The sequence below is a fragment of the Mycoavidus cysteinexigens genome (assembly GCF_003966915.1).
GTDB classification, from domain to species: domain Bacteria; phylum Pseudomonadota; class Gammaproteobacteria; order Burkholderiales; family Burkholderiaceae; genus Mycoavidus; species Mycoavidus cysteinexigens.
This window is the reverse complement of record NZ_AP018150.1, coordinates 2,032,842-2,049,243: the sequence shown is the minus strand read 5'-3', so window position 1 is coordinate 2,049,243 and position 16,402 is coordinate 2,032,842. Positions and strand designations below refer to the sequence as shown.

Annotated in this window: 14 protein-coding genes and 1 tRNA gene; 9 read left to right on the top strand and 6 right to left on the bottom strand. The window is 48.2% G+C overall.

Annotated features, from left to right (window positions below; all coding sequences use genetic code 11):
* The gene (locus tag MCB1EB_RS08725) at positions 1–306 is read left to right on the top strand and encodes a DUF2818 family protein (protein ID WP_045365095.1); all 306 of its coding nucleotides are present in this window, start codon (positions 1–3) and stop codon (positions 304–306) included.
* Positions 307–390: 84 nt separating this feature from the next.
* Here MCB1EB_RS08725 and MCB1EB_RS12660 read toward each other — a convergent pair whose 3' ends face one another.
* Positions 391–930, bottom strand: a complete 540-nt coding sequence (locus tag MCB1EB_RS12660) for an ankyrin repeat domain-containing protein (RefSeq protein ID WP_052394031.1) — start codon at positions 928–930, stop codon at positions 391–393.
* Between the two features lie 300 nt (positions 931–1,230).
* On the opposite strand from MCB1EB_RS12660, the gene yaaA reads away from it, so the two are divergent.
* Together yaaA and MCB1EB_RS08710 are read left to right on the top strand one after the other, a co-directional pair.
* Positions 1,231–2,016 carry a peroxide stress protein YaaA gene (yaaA, locus tag MCB1EB_RS08715; RefSeq protein ID WP_045365098.1) on the top strand — a complete coding sequence of 262 codons (786 nt, stop codon included), beginning with the start codon at positions 1,231–1,233 and terminating at the stop codon, positions 2,014–2,016.
* Positions 2,017–2,482: 466 nt separating this feature from the next.
* On the top strand, positions 2,483–4,462 hold the full coding sequence (locus tag MCB1EB_RS08710; protein ID WP_161566212.1) for a WD40 repeat domain-containing protein: 1,980 nt from the start codon (positions 2,483–2,485) through the stop codon (positions 4,460–4,462).
* Positions 4,463–4,610: 148 nt separating this feature from the next.
* Here MCB1EB_RS08710 and MCB1EB_RS08705 read toward each other — a convergent pair whose 3' ends face one another.
* From MCB1EB_RS08705 to MCB1EB_RS08695, 3 genes are all read right to left on the bottom strand, one after another.
* Positions 4,611–5,099, bottom strand: coding sequence for a BspC domain-containing protein (locus tag MCB1EB_RS08705; RefSeq protein WP_051213971.1), 489 nt, complete (start codon positions 5,097–5,099; stop codon positions 4,611–4,613).
* A 63-nt stretch (positions 5,100–5,162) separates the two neighbouring features.
* Positions 5,163–5,239: transfer RNA gene (locus MCB1EB_RS08700), tRNA-Pro, on the bottom strand.
* 39 nt (positions 5,240–5,278) lie between these two features.
* Positions 5,279–5,761: a hypothetical protein gene (locus MCB1EB_RS08695; protein ID WP_431311537.1), complete on the bottom strand. Its 483-nt coding sequence runs from the start codon at positions 5,759–5,761 to the stop codon at positions 5,279–5,281.
* A 327-nt stretch (positions 5,762–6,088) separates the two neighbouring features.
* Here MCB1EB_RS08695 and rpsO point away from each other — a divergent pair, with 327 nt between their 5' ends.
* The 3 genes from rpsO (at position 6,089) to MCB1EB_RS08680 (ending at position 9,627) form a co-directional block, all read left to right on the top strand.
* The gene (rpsO, locus tag MCB1EB_RS08690) at positions 6,089–6,358 is read left to right on the top strand and encodes a 30S ribosomal protein S15 (RefSeq protein WP_026921252.1); all 270 of its coding nucleotides are present in this window, start codon (positions 6,089–6,091) and stop codon (positions 6,356–6,358) included.
* Positions 6,359–6,444: 86 nt separating this feature from the next.
* The gene (gene pnp, locus MCB1EB_RS08685; protein WP_045365107.1) at positions 6,445–8,604 is read left to right on the top strand and encodes a polyribonucleotide nucleotidyltransferase; all 2,160 of its coding nucleotides are present in this window, start codon (positions 6,445–6,447) and stop codon (positions 8,602–8,604) included.
* A gap of 18 nt (positions 8,605–8,622) precedes the next feature.
* On the top strand, positions 8,623–9,627 hold the full coding sequence (locus MCB1EB_RS08680) for an NAD(P)H-quinone oxidoreductase (RefSeq protein ID WP_045365115.1): 1,005 nt from the start codon (positions 8,623–8,625) through the stop codon (positions 9,625–9,627).
* Here the strand turns inward: MCB1EB_RS08680 and MCB1EB_RS08675 are convergent.
* Positions 9,611–13,015 carry a DEAD/DEAH box helicase gene (locus MCB1EB_RS08675; RefSeq protein ID WP_045365117.1) on the bottom strand — a complete coding sequence of 1,135 codons (3,405 nt, stop codon included), beginning with the start codon at positions 13,013–13,015 and terminating at the stop codon, positions 9,611–9,613. The genes MCB1EB_RS08680 and MCB1EB_RS08675 overlap by 17 nt on opposite strands.
* A gap of 70 nt (positions 13,016–13,085) precedes the next feature.
* On the opposite strand from MCB1EB_RS08675, the gene tpiA reads away from it, so the two are divergent.
* From tpiA to MCB1EB_RS08660, 3 genes are all read left to right on the top strand, one after another.
* Complete coding sequence (gene tpiA / locus MCB1EB_RS08670; protein WP_034956874.1) at positions 13,086–13,856, top strand: triose-phosphate isomerase; 771 nt, start codon at positions 13,086–13,088, stop codon at positions 13,854–13,856.
* A gap of 47 nt (positions 13,857–13,903) precedes the next feature.
* A complete protein-coding gene (secG, locus tag MCB1EB_RS08665; protein ID WP_045365120.1) occupies positions 13,904–14,272 on the top strand; it encodes a preprotein translocase subunit SecG in 369 nt (122 codons plus the stop codon).
* Positions 14,273–14,345: 73 nt separating this feature from the next.
* Positions 14,346–16,019, top strand: a complete 1,674-nt coding sequence (locus tag MCB1EB_RS08660) for an NAD+ synthase (RefSeq protein ID WP_045365123.1) — start codon at positions 14,346–14,348, stop codon at positions 16,017–16,019.
* Positions 16,020–16,141: 122 nt separating this feature from the next.
* Here the strand turns inward: MCB1EB_RS08660 and MCB1EB_RS08655 are convergent, their stop codons facing one another.
* Positions 16,142–16,372 carry a hypothetical protein gene (locus MCB1EB_RS08655; RefSeq protein ID WP_051213964.1) on the bottom strand — a complete coding sequence of 77 codons (231 nt, stop codon included), beginning with the start codon at positions 16,370–16,372 and terminating at the stop codon, positions 16,142–16,144.
* Positions 16,373–16,402: the final 30 nt, after the last annotated feature.

Genomic DNA, 16,402 nt, shown 5'->3' with positions numbered 1-16,402 from the left:
ATGCCGATAGCGGGTTGGTTTATCGTAGGGTTGGCCTGGTTCTCGGCGAATGTGCCATTTTTGAATCAGCGGCTCTTTGGCGTGTTGCCGTTATCGTGGGTTCTCGCCAAGGGTCGTAAACAAATCGGCTGGCGCTTGCTTGAATTAATTTTGCTTTATTTTGCTTTAGGCGCGCTGAGCTTTTTGCTGGAAGCGCAAGCCGGGAATGTTTTTGTGCAAAGCTGGCCATTTTATGCGGTGACCTTTTGCTTTTTTCTAGTGCTGGCTTTTCCCGGATTTGTGTTTTGTTATTTGATGAAACGTTGAAAAAATCGTGCTTCGGGAGTAGGCTAGTCTTTGCTTGATCACCTTATAGGAACTTTATAACGAGCCTAATCATGGCTGTATTCATTAAACTGTGTCTGGTGAACTCAGTAACAGATCCTGTGGTGCATAAGAAGGAAGGTCTCCCCTTAATACGTTGGCAGCCAGTACATGCCCACTACTTATAGCTAACATTTCCGGTGTATTTTTACTATTCGTCCGTGCAGTCGGGTTGGCGCCAGCCTCTAAAAGCATATTGATTGCGTTCGCCCTTCCGGCGGCTGCCGCTGCGTGTAAAGGTGTCCAGTTCCAATTATTGCGAGCCGTTACATTTGCTCCCTGTCCCAATAAATATCGAATCACTCTAGGGTTTCCCGAAAAACTCGCATGATGTAAAGCTGTGTTTCCATTCTTTGATTCGGTGTTTACCCCAGCCCCTACATATACTAGATCTGCTATCTTTTGAGGGCTTGTATATGGGTTTTTAGCTTTTTGACGTAATTTGTGGTCAAGCTTCTTTTGTTTAACATTGCTTACCAGTTGCTGTAACGTAGCACGTATAGACCTTGGAGGATTATTGATCGGCGGCGTAGAGTGCGGCGTTTCATGGGAATAAGCAGGGGGCATTGGACCGAGATGCCGGTTTCCAGATGCAGGGGTAGGCTGAATTGGCATAGTAAGTTAAGATAGAATAGATTAAATTCAGTGTATAGAATCGAGTTTTAAAGCGTTTCAGTATCAACGAATCTAAGCCAACTTAGGCGAACCTTAATTGGCTTTGCTCAGGCTAAAATTGATCCAGTAGGCTATAAGAAGTAGTAACCTCTGCCCTGTAAGGCCGAGAAGCCTATGTCATTTATATTTTTTGTGGGCAGGCGCAAAATCCGCTATTTCCCAAAAAAATCCTAAAATTTCTTTATCGATCCGATGATCATTATCCTCTCTCCAGCTAAATCGCTTGATTACAAAACCCCGGCTCAACTTGAGTACGCTACGCTGCCTGCTTTTGCTCAGGATTCAGCTCAGCTGATTGACATACTGCGGACTTTCTCTCCGGCACAGATTGCAACTTTGATGGGTCTTTCGGATGAGCTCGCGCACTTGAATTTTCAGCGTTATGCCGATTGGTCGCCGGCATTTCCCGGGGCCCAGTCAAAACAAGCCATACTGGCTTTTAATGGCGATGTTTATGCTGGACTTAACGCAGCAACGCTTACAGCAGATGCATTGCTGTGGGCGCAAGCTCATTTACGTATTTTATCGGGCTTATATGGCGTATTGCGGCCATTGGATTTGATGCAGCCATATCGGCTTGAAATGGGGATTCGTTTGCCCAATTCTCATGGCAAAGATCTATATGCTTTTTGGGGCGAGAGAATCACCCAAGCGCTGAATGCCGAGTTAGGCCATACGCTACAGAGCGCTTCCCCCATTTTGCTCAACCTTGCATCGGCGGAATACTTTAAATCTATTAAACCTAAGCTGCTCAAGGCAACTGTAATCACCCCAATTTTTGAAGACTGGAAAAATGGGCGTTATAAGATCATTAGCTTTTACGCCAAACGCGCGCGAGGTTTAATGGCGCGTTATGCGGTCTTGAATCAGATTGATGAGGTGGTGCAATTAAAGGATTTTGATAGCGAAGGGTATCGGTTCGAACCCCAAGCATCCGATGAACTGCATTGGGTGTTTAGGCGGCGCATGGCGGCATAGGCTCGCCTTCTCAAAAGATAATAACTGGGCTAGTGCTCAGACAAGAAATGCTGGTTTAGCTTCTGCGCTTGTACTGTTGCCTCTGCTGCAACACATCTCCAATTTCTGTACAATCCAGGCTCTCTGGTTTACCTAGCTCGGCCGGCCAACATAATTCTGAAATAGCCGGCTAGGTTTGTTTAAGTCAGAGCGATATAAAAAATTTCTAATAGCGATAATATAATTTAAAAGGAGGATGCTGATGTTAGGCATTAGTAACTGCGCGTATCGTATGGCTAACAAATTTTCAATGCTTTTGTTGCCTCACTACCATGCTGGAAATCAAAATAAAGTAGTGGAGAATTTGGCTCTAGAAGCTAGGCCGTATTTCTCTGAAAAGCCACCTAAAATAATAACTCATCATCGAGTGCAAAGTTCGCCAGAATCTCGGCTAGACTCGCTACCTTTCGAAATCTTGGAAGACATCATGCAACATTTAGATGTAGAAAGTAGGAAAAACTTGCTTGAAGAAAGATTGCTTGAAGCTAGCAAGGGCTTTTTCGAAGCGTTAATTAGCTGGCTCCCTTACAGTCAGTCAGCAGTTTTGCCTGAGGCCAAATTAGAAAATTTGTTTTGGCGGAGAATTCCACCGAAATACCGGCAAATTCAGGCCCAAACAGATTCTCGTTTACAAACTTATGTCTTGAATCGGTTAAAAGAATTAGCGGGCTCAGGTCAGCTAGATAAAATCGTGGAGGACCATCAGCTTTTCGAGCTAATCCGTCTTATTTCTAGTCCCGTGATATGGGATTTTTTTAAGCAAGAAATTCACCCAAAACCTAGATTAGAAGGGCTATGGAATTGGGTAGACAGCTGGGGATTTTCTGAAAAAACACCTATTAAAGGTGGTCGAATTTCGGCGTCAGGCGCTCAACCAAACCCTAGATTAGAACAAATATTACTCGATTGGGTCGAGCGCTCAAAAACTGAAGGGATGCAAGAAATAGCAGGGAACACCTTATCTATCGAAGAGGTGCAAAAGATAGCCGCGAATGCCTTAACTATATTGGTTAAAGCGGGCATAGATTTAAGTGGGCACGATTTCAACAAAATCCGCGTCCCAGCGGCAGATTTAAGCCAAGGCTGGTTTAATAACACTCAGTTTAAAGGGGCGGATTTAAGCAATGTCAATTTCTACGGCGCAACCTTAGAAGGCGCTGATTTGCGAGAAGCTAATTTGGTGCAGTTAAATTTTTGGCGGTTGCCCACTGTATGGGTAGGCAGCTTGGTGCATGACTGCCGTTATTCACCTGATGGGTCTTGGTTGGCTGTGAGTACGGATGAGGGCCAAATTAAACTGTATCAAGCGAAAACTTTAAAGCTGGAGCGTACGCTGGATGGACATAGCGCTGCTGTGGTACGCCTGAGTTTTTCGTCAGACAGTAAGCTTTTAGCCTCAGCGGATAAAGATCACAACGTGATGATATGGGATATAAAACATAAAGCGTTACTGAGTGAGCTAGTAGGGCATACCGATGCGGTAATGAATGTAAAGTTTTTGAAAAATAGCGAGCTGTTGGCGTCAGGAAGTGCAGATGGTAGGGCGATGTTATGGAATCTCCAATCTGAAAAGTTTAGTCAAATTCAGGGGCCTAGTGCTGTGCTGGCCCTGGATGCGTTGCCTAATAATGAGCTTTTAGTATCATGGGCCGGCATGGGGGCGCTAAGGTGGGATGGAGTTGTGCAAGAACCGTCCTATTTTTGCAAAAATACACATCAAATCCAGAGCATGAAGGTATCTTCAGACGGTAAGTTTTTAGTATTGGGGGCGTTTAATAAGGTAGAGCTGTGGAGCCTGGAGAAACAGAAAAGGCTGGGTATTTTTGAAGGGCATCACGATCGAGTGAATGCTCTGGAGTTTTCGCCAGACGGCGAATTTTTGGCAACGGCGAGCGAGGATGAAACGATCAGACTATGGAATTTGCGAAGCGTGCTTGCGTCAGGTAAAGAATTTTCGGTAGCGGTGAGCAAGGATGGATCGCCGATGCTCGCATTGAAGGAAGAGGAAAGCATAGCGTTGTCACAGTCTCAGACTCAGACTGCTTCGCCAGAGGGTGAACCTTTAGCGTCGGTGAGTGGCAATGGCGTACTCAGGATGTGTGGAAGATTAAGCGCCGACTCGTATGTTCAGCTTAAAGGGTACCGAAAAGGAGCATGGGGGATGAGTTTTTCACCTGATGGTAAGGTACTTGCATTGAGCGGAAATAACCAGGTTGTACTGTGGAATTTCTCTGGTTGGAGAGAGGGAGTATATTCGGACCCCGACTTATTTCAAGCAGAGCCGAGCGTAAAGGGTATGGGTATCAAGGATGCCAAGGGGTTAGACCCCATAAATAGGCATTTCCTACAACAAAAGGGCGCAACTGGGAATCCTAAGCCTTTAGAGCTTGGAGCTCAATGCATTTAAGATAAAGCAGAAAAACTGAGGTAGGCTAGCGGGTCTTAAACAGATTCGCTGGCATTTAGCAAAACCATAAAATTGAGAGAGCTGTATTACGAGAGAGGTTGAGCGTGACTCATTTTCAGTCGGCAATCCGATCGAGGTGTTATTCGCTCTAGCGCGTAGACGGGGTGCTGCGTCTTTGAGGCGTGCGTTTTATGCGGCGCACCGTTTTGTGTTTGACTGATGCTGGCTTGGGTTCGTTATAATCAAAGGCAAAGAGCTGATTGGCTGAATAGCCGCAGCGAAATTCCAAAACATCCGGTTTAGATCGTTTAGCTTTGCGGTAGCCAACGCCGGATATGGATACGATTGTATCTACCTTAACCCGCTGTTTTTTGTTATTGAAGGGCTGTTGATGCCAAGGCAAAATACTGGCTTGTCCATTATCTAACGCGCCATCTGGAAATTCAATCCGCGTGTACAGCGGTAGCGTGGTCGCAACAAAACTGGCGTGAGCAGCGCAGTCCGCGACAAGCGGATTGGCTTGTTGTTGCGTGATAAATTGCTTGACTAAATCCAGGCGCTCATCACGCCGGCCCGCATGGCTTGAAAGCGGTAATAAGAGCATCAAGCAACCCACCAGCAGTACAATAATCTGCATAAACTGGCGCATTGGACAGACGATATGGATAGTAAAAATTTGTCTATTTATATTCTTGCAATGTGGTCGGGGCGACATGATTCGAACATGCGACCCTCTGATCCCAAATCAGATGCGCTACCAGGCTGCGCTACGCCCCGACAACAAGACCGCAATTCTATTAGATGTTGCGCCCCACGTCAAAAGATTCTACGAAATAAATTGCGATGGTCTGGATCATGCAGTGGATCGGGGGTTTGCTGGGTGCTGCGCAAAATACCATTTGCGTCAAAATAAAAGTGATAGAGTACGTACCAGACATCATTGTCCATATAACGGTAACTCCATACTTCGCGTTGCATGCGAGGGAACTTAGCGATTTCTACGGGTTTGCCGAAATTGCTCAAAACATCGTGTTGAGTCCATAAGCCAATTTGCGCTCGCTCAAACTCTGATTCCGCCAAAACTTGCCGTACTCGAGAAATTTTACTGTCAGCCTCGACGTCTATAGCTGTTGTTCTCTCGCCGAAAGGCTGCGCGGGCCACATCAGGCGCTTGCCGCCATTAGGCAGCTCGTAGACTTCACGCGGCTGGCCTAGTTTTGCGATAGCGGAGGCTTCATCTGGGCCAAATTGCCCGTTTTGCCAGGGGGAAGCGCAGGCCACAACGACAAGCGTAGCCATGCTCATCAGTATTTTGCGCAGCCATGAGTTTGAGAAAAGAGACCGAGAAATGAACTGTATCTGCATGAAAATTCCGAAACAAGGGACAGTAAAGTTAGTGTAAATGGTAAATTTTGGAGGCGACAAACTTCGAGTTGAGGATGTCTAACGCCTTTCCGTGTAGTATGTACTATACAGAAAGCATAGTATACTCACTCCTTCATGTTCTCATGAAAGTGAGCGTCTAGCTTAGCGGTAGTCGCTCAGATAAATTTATATAGGTTAAGTCGTAGGTTTTTCACGGCGCGGCCTTTCTTCCGTGACCGCTTGTTTTTATAAAGGAAAGTTATGTCAATTGCAGGTGAAAAAAAATCTGAAGTTATTGCGCAATTTGCGCGTGGCGCCAAAGATACCGGTTCGCCCGAAGTGCAGGTGGCTTTGTTGACGGCGCGCATTAATGAGTTGACCGTGCATTTCAAAGCACACAATAAAGATCACCATAGCCGCCGAGGCTTGCTGCAAATGGTAAGCCGCCGCCGCAGCTTGCTGAAATATTTGCAAAAGAAATCGCTCGAGCGTTATCAAGCACTGATCCAAGCATTAGGACTACGTAAGTAAATGCTGTATTGAGATCGTATGCCTGCATCAGCCTTACTGCTGATGCAGGCATTTTGCTTTTTGCAGCATATAAAATAAGGAATATTATGTTTAAGAAAATTGTTAAAGAATTTCAATGGGGACGCCATACCGTCCGGCTTGAAACGGGCGAAATAGCTCGTCAGGCGAGTGGTGCTGTGCTGGTCAATATGGATGAAACGGTCGTGCTGGCAACGGTAGTTGGCGCAAAAAGCGCAAAGCCCGGTCAGGATTTTTTCCCGTTGACAGTGGATTACATCGAAAAAACTTATGCGGCAGGCAAAATTCCAGGTGGTTTTTTTCGTCGCGAGGGGCGTCCCTCTGAGGGCGAAACGCTGATTTCCCGTCTTATCGACCGGCCTTTGCGTCCGCTTTTCCCAGAAAATTTTTACAATGAAGTGCAAGTCGTGGTGCACGTATTATCAGTGAATCCGGAAGTGCCAACAGACATTCCGGCCCTGCTGGGCGCGTCGGCTGCGTTGGCCATCTCTGGGATTCCATTTAATGGTCCGGTGGGCGCTGCGCGCGTCGCCTTTATTGATGGTCAATATGTGCTTAATCCGAGTTGCAGTGAGCTTAAAACCTCTCAGCTTGAGCTTATCGTAGCAGGTACTGAGCGGGCAGTATTGATGGTTGAGTCGGAAGCGGATCAATTGTCTGAAGAGATTATGTTAGGCGCTGTGGTGTTTGGTCATGAGCAGATGCAAACGGCAATCGATGCGATCTATGAGCTAGTGCGTGAAGGCGGCCAACCGGAATGGGATTGGCAAGCTGCGCCGAAAGACGAAGTGTTGTCTAACCGAGTTAGTGCGCTTGCGTTGAACGCTTTGCAAGCAGCTTATCAGATCCGTCAAAAATCACTGCGTAGCGAGCGCGTGCAGGCGATTTATAAAGAGGTGAGCAAACAGCTTCTAGAAGAGGCGCTTGCAGCGGGCACGAGTGCGCCGGATGAGGTTGCGCTTGGTCATATTTTATTTGACCTTGAGGCGCAGATTGTGCGCGGGCAAATCTTATCAGGTGAGCCGCGCATTGACGGGCGCGATACGCGCACGGTGCGGCCGATCTCAATTCGCACGGGGGTTTTGCCACGCACTCATGGTTCTGCGCTTTTTACGCGCGGTGAGACGCAGGCATTAGTGGTCGCTACGCTGGGCACCAAGAATGATGAACAGACGATCGATGCGATTACGGGCGAATACCGCGACCGCTTTATGCTGCATTACAATATGCCGCCTTTTGCGACTGGCGAAACGGGCCGGGTAGGAACCCCCAAGCGGCGTGAAATTGGTCACGGCCGGCTGGCCAAACGCGCGCTGATGGCTTGTTTGCCTGACGAAAAAGAATTTGGCTATACCATTCGCGTGGTTTCCGAAATTACTGAGTCAAATGGCTCATCGTCAATGGCCTCCGTATGCGGCGGCAGCCTGGCGCTGATGGATGCAGGTGTGCCGCTCAAGGCGCATGTGGCGGGCATTGCGATGGGGCTGATCCTAGAAGCAAATCGTTTCGCTGTGCTGACCGATATTTTAGGCGATGAAGATCATCTGGGCGACATGGATTTCAAAGTGGCCGGTACGGAAGCGGGTATCACTGCATTGCAGATGGATATCAAGATTGCTGGCATTACCAAAGAAATCATGCAAGTCGCGTTAGCCCAAGCCAAAGAAGGGCGTTTGCATATCTTAGGCGAGATGAAAGGAGCAGTGTCAGGCGCGCGTACTGAATTATCGTCATTTGCGCCGCGCATGGTTACGCTTAAGATCAATCCAGACAAGATTCGTGATGTCATCGGCAAAGGTGGCTCGGTGATTCGGGCACTCACTGAAGAAACCGGCACGACGATTGATATTTCCGAAGACGGATTGGTCACGATCGCGAGCGCCAACAGCGAAGGCATTGCTGAGGCTAAGCGCCGCATTGAAAATATCACGGTAGACGTTACCGTTGGCCAAATCTATGAGGGCACCGTGCTTAAATTGCTTGATTTCGGTGCGATTGTGAATATTTTGCCAGGGCGTGATGGCCTGCTGCATATTTCAGAAATCGCTAACGAGCGGATTAAAGAAGTGGGTGATCATCTGAAGGAAGGGCAAATGGTAGAGGTCAAAGTGATCCAAACCGATGAAAAAGGTCGGGTGCGATTATCTGCCAAAGCCGTGATCAATGACAGAAATCCGGTCATGGAACAGGCAAGCCCAACTCTAGAACCGATGGACCCGATCCGTTAAACGGGTTTTTTTCTCGCTATGCAGGCCATCGCCATTACCGCTTATGGTGCGCCGGAGGTATTACAACCGGTAGCGTATAAGCGGCCTGTTTTGCAGCCTGGCGAAGTATTGATTCGGGTGAGCGCAGCCGGGGTCAATCGCCCCGATCTATTGCAGCGTGCCGGTCATTATGCGCCGCCGCCAGGCGCTTCTGTGCTGCCTGGCTTAGAGGTTGCCGGCGAGATTGTAGATGGCGATTGGCAGCATGCAGATAACCGCTGGCGGCTTAAAAAAGGCGACCGTGTTTGCGCTTTGCTGCAAGGCGGCGGCTATGCTGAATTTGCTGCCGCTCCTCTTGCGCAGTGTTTGCCGGTGCCTGCTGGATGGTCAGAGCTTGAGGCTGCTTCATTGCCTGAAACCTACTTCACCGTTTGGAGTAATTTATTTGACCGCGCGCAGCTCGGCGCAACTGAGCGTGGGCAAGATGAAACGTTACTGGTGCAGGGTGGCTCAAGCGGCATTGGTGTAGCGGCGATTCAACTCGCGCATGCGTTGGGTCACCGCGTATTCGCTACCGCCGGTAGCGCGGCTAAATGTCGTGCTTGCGAAAGCCTTGGTGCAGAACGGGCAATCGATTACAAAACCGAGGATTTTGTGGCTGTTACCGCTGCGCTAACGAACGGACGAGGCGTTGATGTGATTCTCGATATGGTCGGCGGCGATTACATTGCGCGTGAATTAAAAGCCTTGGCGCAGGATGGCCGACTTGCCTTAATTGCATTTTTAGGCGGCGCGAAGGCTAATCTCAATCTGGCTGAGATGCTAACGAAGCGCTTGACGCTCACGGGCTCAACCTTACGCCCACGTTCGACCCATTTTAAAGCGCGTATCGCAGCGCAGCTGAAAGAACGCGTCTGGCCGTTATTAGAAGCGGGTAAAATTCGGCCTGTCATCGACCGCGTCTTCCCGATGACAGAGGCAGCAAGTGCTCACGCCTGGATGGAAGAAGGGCGGCATATTGGCAAAATTATGCTGGCATGGTGAGAGTTGATAGTCCGGCCTGATGAAGAAATTGGTCGGCGGTAGTGGCAGGAAGTTTGCTGATGGCCTCTCTAAAATAAGGCATCTCACGCCACAGCTCTTTATCTCCCACGATGTAAAATCGGCGCTGAGCGCGGGTCAGCGCTACATTTAAAAGATTCGGCTTAGAGGACGCCCATTGCGCAGCTCCTCTATGCTGGTGGTCAACCCCGAGCACCATAATAACGGTATCCGCTTCTTTGCCTTGGAAAGTATGTATGGTACCGATGTTCGCTCTACACCATTTTTCACATCCCCTTATCTTCAAGGGGTGCCGGCTTGCCGCATGCAACGCGCAGCGCCTTAATTCGTCTTTGATGGCTTTGAAGGGCGAAATAATATAAAGCGCCGGCCATTTTCTATCGCGTAGATACAGTTGCATCAGGATTTCAATAACAAACTGAATTTGCTCGCGGACATCTTGTTTCCTATTGACTGGGCCTTTAATGTCAATCCATGCGCTTGGACAATGAATCGGCGCTGCGTCGGGTAAACTCCTTTCTTTTAGGCCAAAAATCATCTTACCTTCGTAAGCGATCTGATTCGATAAAGAGAACATTGGGTCAATGCAGCGCCAATGCACGCGCAGAGGACTCCCAATCCATACAGGCGGATTACCCTCCATGGTTATCGTAGCGCCATAGGGATTTGCGTGATCCGCAAGCTGTTGCACGGAGACCTTGTTAGGCGCATAAGTTCCTTTACAGGTATGCTCCGAGAGTTCGGCAAGCGCTGTTACCAATTTGCTTGGTAGAGTATATACGGGCTCGATTTGCTGCGGATCTCCAACCACCACCGCCCGCTGTGCTCGCCACAGCGCTCCTACCGCGGCTTGCGGTACAGCTTGTCCAGCTTCATCAATGAATAACCAGCCTAGAGAATTGGGGCCAAGGCCTCGAAATTGATTGGCAAACGACGCAAATGTGGTAGAAACGACGGGTACAATCATAAAAAGACTTTGCCAAATCGGCAAAATATGTTCTTCTTTATCGGGTTGTCTGTTGGAAAGCAAGCGGGTGATGGCCCGAATGTTCTCCTTAAAATTCGGCCACCGACATTTTGCGACTTCGGCCAGCCATGCTTCATGCAATGTCAGAGCAGCGCTAAAAAGGGTCGAACGACAGTGTGCGAGTTCCTGATCATGCCAGAGTCCGTTTTTCTGAAAAAATTCTGTGTCTAGCTCATCTAATGATTTTGGTAATTTAAGGTAAGAAAATTTGTGATTTAATTCCTCAAATTGCGCTATTTTCTGCGCCCAAAGCGCGGCTTTTCTCTCTAGCGCCTCTTGAGCTTTTTTATACGTATCAAGGGTAAGCTCTAGCTCAAGTTGTAAACTAACATGCTGTTTTTTGAGTGAGCTAATTTCTCTTTTTATCGTAAGCCGTTTAAAAAATGAGGTGAGCTTTTTCCACCAATTAGCATGAACCCATCTTTCTAATTCTGTAAGCTGTTGGGTTAGAGTTAAAAGCTGTGCTTTGACCTGATTAATGTGTAGTTTAATTTGTTGATAGAAAGCTTTCGCTTTGTGTAATTCATTCTCTTCTCCGGCAAAAAAGAGTTTTTTGGCAGAGTCTGTTACTTCATTCAGCAGTTCCGCATATTTTATGCGTTCGGCAATTTTGCTCAGGGTTGCTTGTTCTGCTTTCTTAAATGCTTCTGCCGCCTCGCTAAAACTCAAGCCTGCGTAATCTTTTTTAAGCCAATCAAAAATATTTTCGGGTGGCTCGAGTCCTGCCCAAGAAGCTTTTTTATGCGGATCTTTTTTTAAGAAAGCAAATCGCTCTTTAAACTTCCAACGATTTGTTGAATTGCCTAGCGCGCAAGAAATTAAACCCCATGGCATATCTTGCTCAGACAATGCGTCAAATGAGTCACTGTCTTTTTGAGCGGCCACTTTATGGGCAATGGGCTGTAAATATTGCGTCGTGCGCCAAGCCTTGCCAAGCTGTTTGCGCTTGGGTAAATCGCGGGAAATATTCTCAACGGCCGCGTTGTTGGATGAGGCAACTACCATTTCAAACCCGGTGAGCTTAGGATTGAGTGTGAGAATGCTGATGGGCTCTGGCTCGGCTGGGAATTGGACTTGGATGTTTCCGTCAAATGCATGATGCGCTTGCTTGAAGGAAGCCAACACCTGTGCTCGGCGCACGATATTATCCGAAAATAAATCACGCAATAGCGTGGTCTTACCGGTGCCGGGTGGGCCATTGACTGAGAACAGGCCGGTTTTATGCAGAGTTGATAAAGCAGTATTCACAGCAAACTGTTGCATGAGATTCATGCCTTTTTCAGCGTCATCGAGCCAATGTCCGAGATTAAGATACTTTGGGTGAAGCCTCTCGAAAATTAACTGACGGCCAGCCTCTGAATAGAGGTCAAGGCGCTCGCGTGCTGGAATGGCGGTTAAATATTGCTTGAGTGGTGTCGGAATTGGGCGGGTTTTTACCCAAGTTATCGCGCGTTCAATATCTTGAATGAAAAAGCTATTAAGAATATCAATCTCAAATTCAAATATTTCATCGTCCTCATCTTCAAGTGCCGTATCAGTGTCGTTCGCATCCGCTTCAGTTTGCGGCGCTGCATTGAACTTCAAGGGAGCCGATGGTATTTCCGCGGAGGTTAAACCTCCCATAACGGGTGAAGCTTTTTTTTGGGTGCATACCTTAAGCAAAGCAACGGCTTGATTGCTTTGAGAGGAATACTCTGCCCAGACGCAAAAAATTTCATGTAAAGCAATAATTTCTATGCCGGTCAGCGGCCTGGTTGAGCTTTCTTCATGGTCTGCGGGTACTGAGCGGTTAGCAAGAAAATTCTGCAGCAGTTCGGTGAGTCGATTTTTGCTGTGTTCAAATGCTTCGTGAGTAAGAGCCTTCAGACCGTGCTTTTGGGTTTGTCCTAACGCCCAGGGTAAAGTGGAGATAGACACTTGCTCAAAACGCGGTCCGCCTTGGGCGGTGAACTTAAGCTTGGCAAAGCACGTGAGTCCCTCGAGTTCGGTCCGTTCATCTTCTTCGTACTCTGGTGCGCCATTCGCTTCAGCTTGGAGATTTTGCGCACAGATTTGAACAATTTCACTTTTATCGAAAATATTCAGATAAAGATTAAATCCAGTGATTTCGTACTCATCAGGAATATTCGCTTGCCAGAGATGCTCCGGCGCGTCTGCCGCTTGCCTTAAAGCGGACTCGTACAGCCAACGAACCTCCCAATCCTTTGCATCGTCAACCAATCCGCTAAGGTCAAATGGGATAAAAAATTCGAGTTTGTGCCAATAACGCAAAACCGCGAGAAGGCGCTCTTTGTCATCAGTGGTTAATTCTTTCGCTTCTTCTAGTATTGGTGCGTTCGTCATTTTCCCCCGACCTTTAATATCTGTTTGATCTTATAAGCTTGAAGTCATGACAAATGTTATCATTATATAAATGAAACTTTTAGAATCTAAGAACAAACTTATTGTCGGTAATTGGAAGATGCATGGCAGCTTGGCTGGAAATGCGCTTCTATTAAACGCACTCGCGGCAGGCGCGGCTAAACTTAATGCTTCTGTGCTGACTGCCGTATGTGTGCCATTTCCATATCTGGCTCAAGTCCAAACCCTGTTGCAGCAGAGCTGCGTTGCGTGGGGGGCGCAGGATCTCTCGGCGCATTTAGCAGGCGCTTATACGGGCGAAGTGGCGGGGTCGATGGTGGCCGAATTTGGCGCGCGTTGGGTGATTGTCGGGCATTCAGAGCGACGTTTATATCATCAAGAAAGCAACGAGCAAGTGGTGCTTAAGGCAAAGCGCGCGCTTGAAGCTGGCTTGACGCCAATTATTTGCGTGGGTGAAACCTTGGCTGAACGTGAAGCTGGACAGACTGAGCAGGTGCTTGGCCAGCAGTTACAAGCGGTACTGACTGCCCTGACGGTTGCCCAAGCAGAGCGTATGGTGCTCGCCTATGAGCCGGTTTGGGCGATTGGCACGGGCAAGAGCGCAACTGTGCAAGAAGTATCTTCAGTGCATCTGTTTTTGCGCCGTATATTGGCTGCGGTGGATGCTAAGCTGGCTCACGTTAGGGTGCTGTATGGAGGAAGTATGAAGCCAGACAATGCCCGCGCACTATTGGCTGAGCCAGGAGTGGATGGGGGCTTAGTGGGGGGCGCTTCGTTGCAAGCTGGAGATTTCCTTGCGATTTGCCAAGCAGCGCAAGCCTAGGCGCTCGCAATCATTTCTGAATATGTTTTATAGATTAAGGTGAATCCATGCTGGTGTTAAAAAATTTGATTTTTGTTGCGCAATTCTTATCCGCGCTTGGCATTATTGGTTTAGTGTTGTTGCAGCACGGTAAAGGTGCTGATATGGGCGCAGCATTTGGCAGCGGTTCATCCGGCAGTCTTTTTGGCGCAACCGGTGCGGCGAATTTTTTATCTCGCACAACGGCAATATTGGCGGTCATTTTCTTTATCTCTACGCTTAGTTTGACTTTTATTGGCTCGCATAAGCCTAAAGCTTCAGCCGGCGTCTTGGAAGGCGTAATTACGCCGGCGCCTGCATCTGCTGGCGCCAATGCGGGCAAAGCGGCTTTGCCCCCGGTCGATGCGCCCGCACCAGGTCAAGATGTGCCAAAGTAAAATTGAATGCAAGCTAACCCGCAAGACATCGAGGCATGAGCTAGCAAGGTGAGATAGTCTATTCTAAAGAAAAATAAAAATGCGTATTGCCCTTGCTCAAATCAATGTAACGGTTGGTGATTTCGTTGGTAATCTAAAAATCATGGTTGCGGCTGCGCGTGATGCTTATCAGCAGGGCGCTCATTTAGTCATCATGCCAGAGCTGGCCTTATCTGGCTATCCGCCTGAAGATTTATTGTTGCGTCCATCATTTTACGCCGCTAGCGCGGCGGCGCTAGCGCAACTTGCCTCTGAATTAAGCGCCTTCGAAGGGTTGCACGTCGTAGTGGGCCATCCCTATCGGATGAATGCGCATGAAAACCGGCCGCTTAAATCCAACGTGCCGCCAAGCGATACATTTAATGCGGTTTCGGTTTTACGAGAAGGTCGCGTGCTTGGCACATACTTCAAACAAGAGTTGCCCAATACCGAGGTGTTTGACGAAAGACGCTATTTTGCGACAGACCCAAAGCCTTACGTTTTTGAACTAGAGGGTGTACGCTGCGCAGTCCTGATTTGTGAAGATATTTGGTATCCGACTGCAGTACAACAAGCGAAAACTGCAGGCGCACAGCTTTTGCTGGTTCCAAATGGTTCGCCCTATCACCTTGGCAAGGATAATTTGCGCCTAGAAATAGTGCGCGCGCGCATCCGAGAAAGCGGGTTGCCATTGGTTTACGTAAACTATGCTGGGGCGCAAGATGAGCTGGTGTTTGATGGGGGCTCTTTTGTCTGTAATGCGCAAGGGGAGTGTGTCGCTCGGATGCCGCAATTTGAAGCCGGTGTTGCGTTGGTTGAGTTTGATGGAATAACGCCCCAACCTAGCAAAATTGCGCCGGAATCTTCTCTCGAGGCGCAAGTCTATGCCGCACTGGTACTGGGTGTGCGTGATTATGTAGAAAAAAACGGTTTCCCGGGCGTACTGATTGGACTGTCAGGCGGCGTCGATTCGGCACTGGTATTGGCCATTGCATGCGATGCACTCGGGTCAGAACGTGTCCGCGCAGTGATGATGCCATCACCCTACACCGCTGAGATTTCAGTGATCGATGCGCGTGAGATGGTGGGCCGTCTCAAGGTTCGCTATGACGAAATTGCAATCACTCCCGCATTTGAAGCGTTTCGTTTATCGCTTGCTCAGGTCTTTGATGGATTAGCCGCAGATACGACAGAAGAAAATATTCAGGCCCGCATCCGCGGTACCTTATTGATGGCGCTATCGAATAAATTAGGCTGGCTTGTGCTCACTACAGGTAATAAGAGTGAAATGGCTGTCGGGTATTGCACGTTATATGGCGATATGGCAGGCGGTTTCGCTGTGCTTAAAGATATTGCCAAGACTTTAGTCTACCGGCTGTGCCATTACCGGAACACCAGCGACGCTTTTGCGTTTAAGCAAATTATTCCTGAGCGCATTCTAACGCGTGCGCCTTCTGCTGAGTTGCGGCCGAATCAAATTGATCAAGACAGCCTGCCTCCTTACGAAATTTTAGACGCGATTATGCAGCTATATATGGAAGCAGGCCATTCAGGTGCTGACATTGTGGCCGCTGGATTTGAGCCAGCAGACGTTGCGCGCATCACGCGGCTGATTAAACAAAACGAATACAAACGGCGTCAAGCGCCGATCGGCCCGCGCATTACTGCGCGCGCCTTTGGGCGCGACTGGCGTTATCCGATCACTTCGGGCTTTAGCGAAGTACTATGAACAATTATGCTATCTGCGATTAATTGGCGCCGATTAAAAATTTTAGTTTGCCTTCTGACTTGCATCATTTTCATCATCGGCGCGAATAGATTGTTGGCAACAGATGCGCCAAACAAATCATTTTAAAAAACTTCATCAAGCGTTTGAGCGATGAGAGTGCGTTTACCCCACTGCTGTAAGGTATCTACATTGGCTTTATTCAGCCGTTGCTGATATGGCTCAGCCAACAAACCAAATTTGTTTTCTAACAGAGTTTTTAACAACGTAGATTGGCCTCGTTGCACACCTTCTGCAAGGCCCTGCTTTCTACCCTGTTCTCTGCCAATGCGCTCGAAACTTATCATATACGGCATGTTACGTTCTCCTTCAAGTTGTTTAATTGA

Coding starts and splice junctions, on each gene's coding strand:
- MCB1EB_RS08725 (WP_045365095.1), top strand. CDS start 1: ATGCCGATAGCGGGTTGGTTTATCGTAGGGTTGGCCTGGTTCTCGGCG.
- MCB1EB_RS12660 (WP_052394031.1), bottom strand. CDS start 930: ATGCCCCCTGCTTATTCCCATGAAACGCCGCACTCTACGCCGCCGATC.
- yaaA (WP_045365098.1), top strand. CDS start 1,231: ATGATCATTATCCTCTCTCCAGCTAAATCGCTTGATTACAAAACCCCG.
- MCB1EB_RS08710 (WP_161566212.1), top strand. CDS start 2,483: ATGCAACATTTAGATGTAGAAAGTAGGAAAAACTTGCTTGAAGAAAGA.
- MCB1EB_RS08705 (WP_051213971.1), bottom strand. CDS start 5,099: ATGCAGATTATTGTACTGCTGGTGGGTTGCTTGATGCTCTTATTACCG.
- MCB1EB_RS08695 (WP_431311537.1), bottom strand. CDS start 5,761: ATGGCTACGCTTGTCGTTGTGGCCTGCGCTTCCCCCTGGCAAAACGGG.
- rpsO (WP_026921252.1), top strand. CDS start 6,089: ATGTCAATTGCAGGTGAAAAAAAATCTGAAGTTATTGCGCAATTTGCG.
- pnp (WP_045365107.1), top strand. CDS start 6,445: ATGTTTAAGAAAATTGTTAAAGAATTTCAATGGGGACGCCATACCGTC.
- MCB1EB_RS08680 (WP_045365115.1), top strand. CDS start 8,623: ATGCAGGCCATCGCCATTACCGCTTATGGTGCGCCGGAGGTATTACAA.
- MCB1EB_RS08675 (WP_045365117.1), bottom strand. CDS start 13,015: ATGACGAACGCACCAATACTAGAAGAAGCGAAAGAATTAACCACTGAT.
- tpiA (WP_034956874.1), top strand. CDS start 13,086: ATGAAACTTTTAGAATCTAAGAACAAACTTATTGTCGGTAATTGGAAG.
- secG (WP_045365120.1), top strand. CDS start 13,904: ATGCTGGTGTTAAAAAATTTGATTTTTGTTGCGCAATTCTTATCCGCG.
- MCB1EB_RS08655 (WP_051213964.1), bottom strand. CDS start 16,372: ATGCCGTATATGATAAGTTTCGAGCGCATTGGCAGAGAACAGGGTAGA.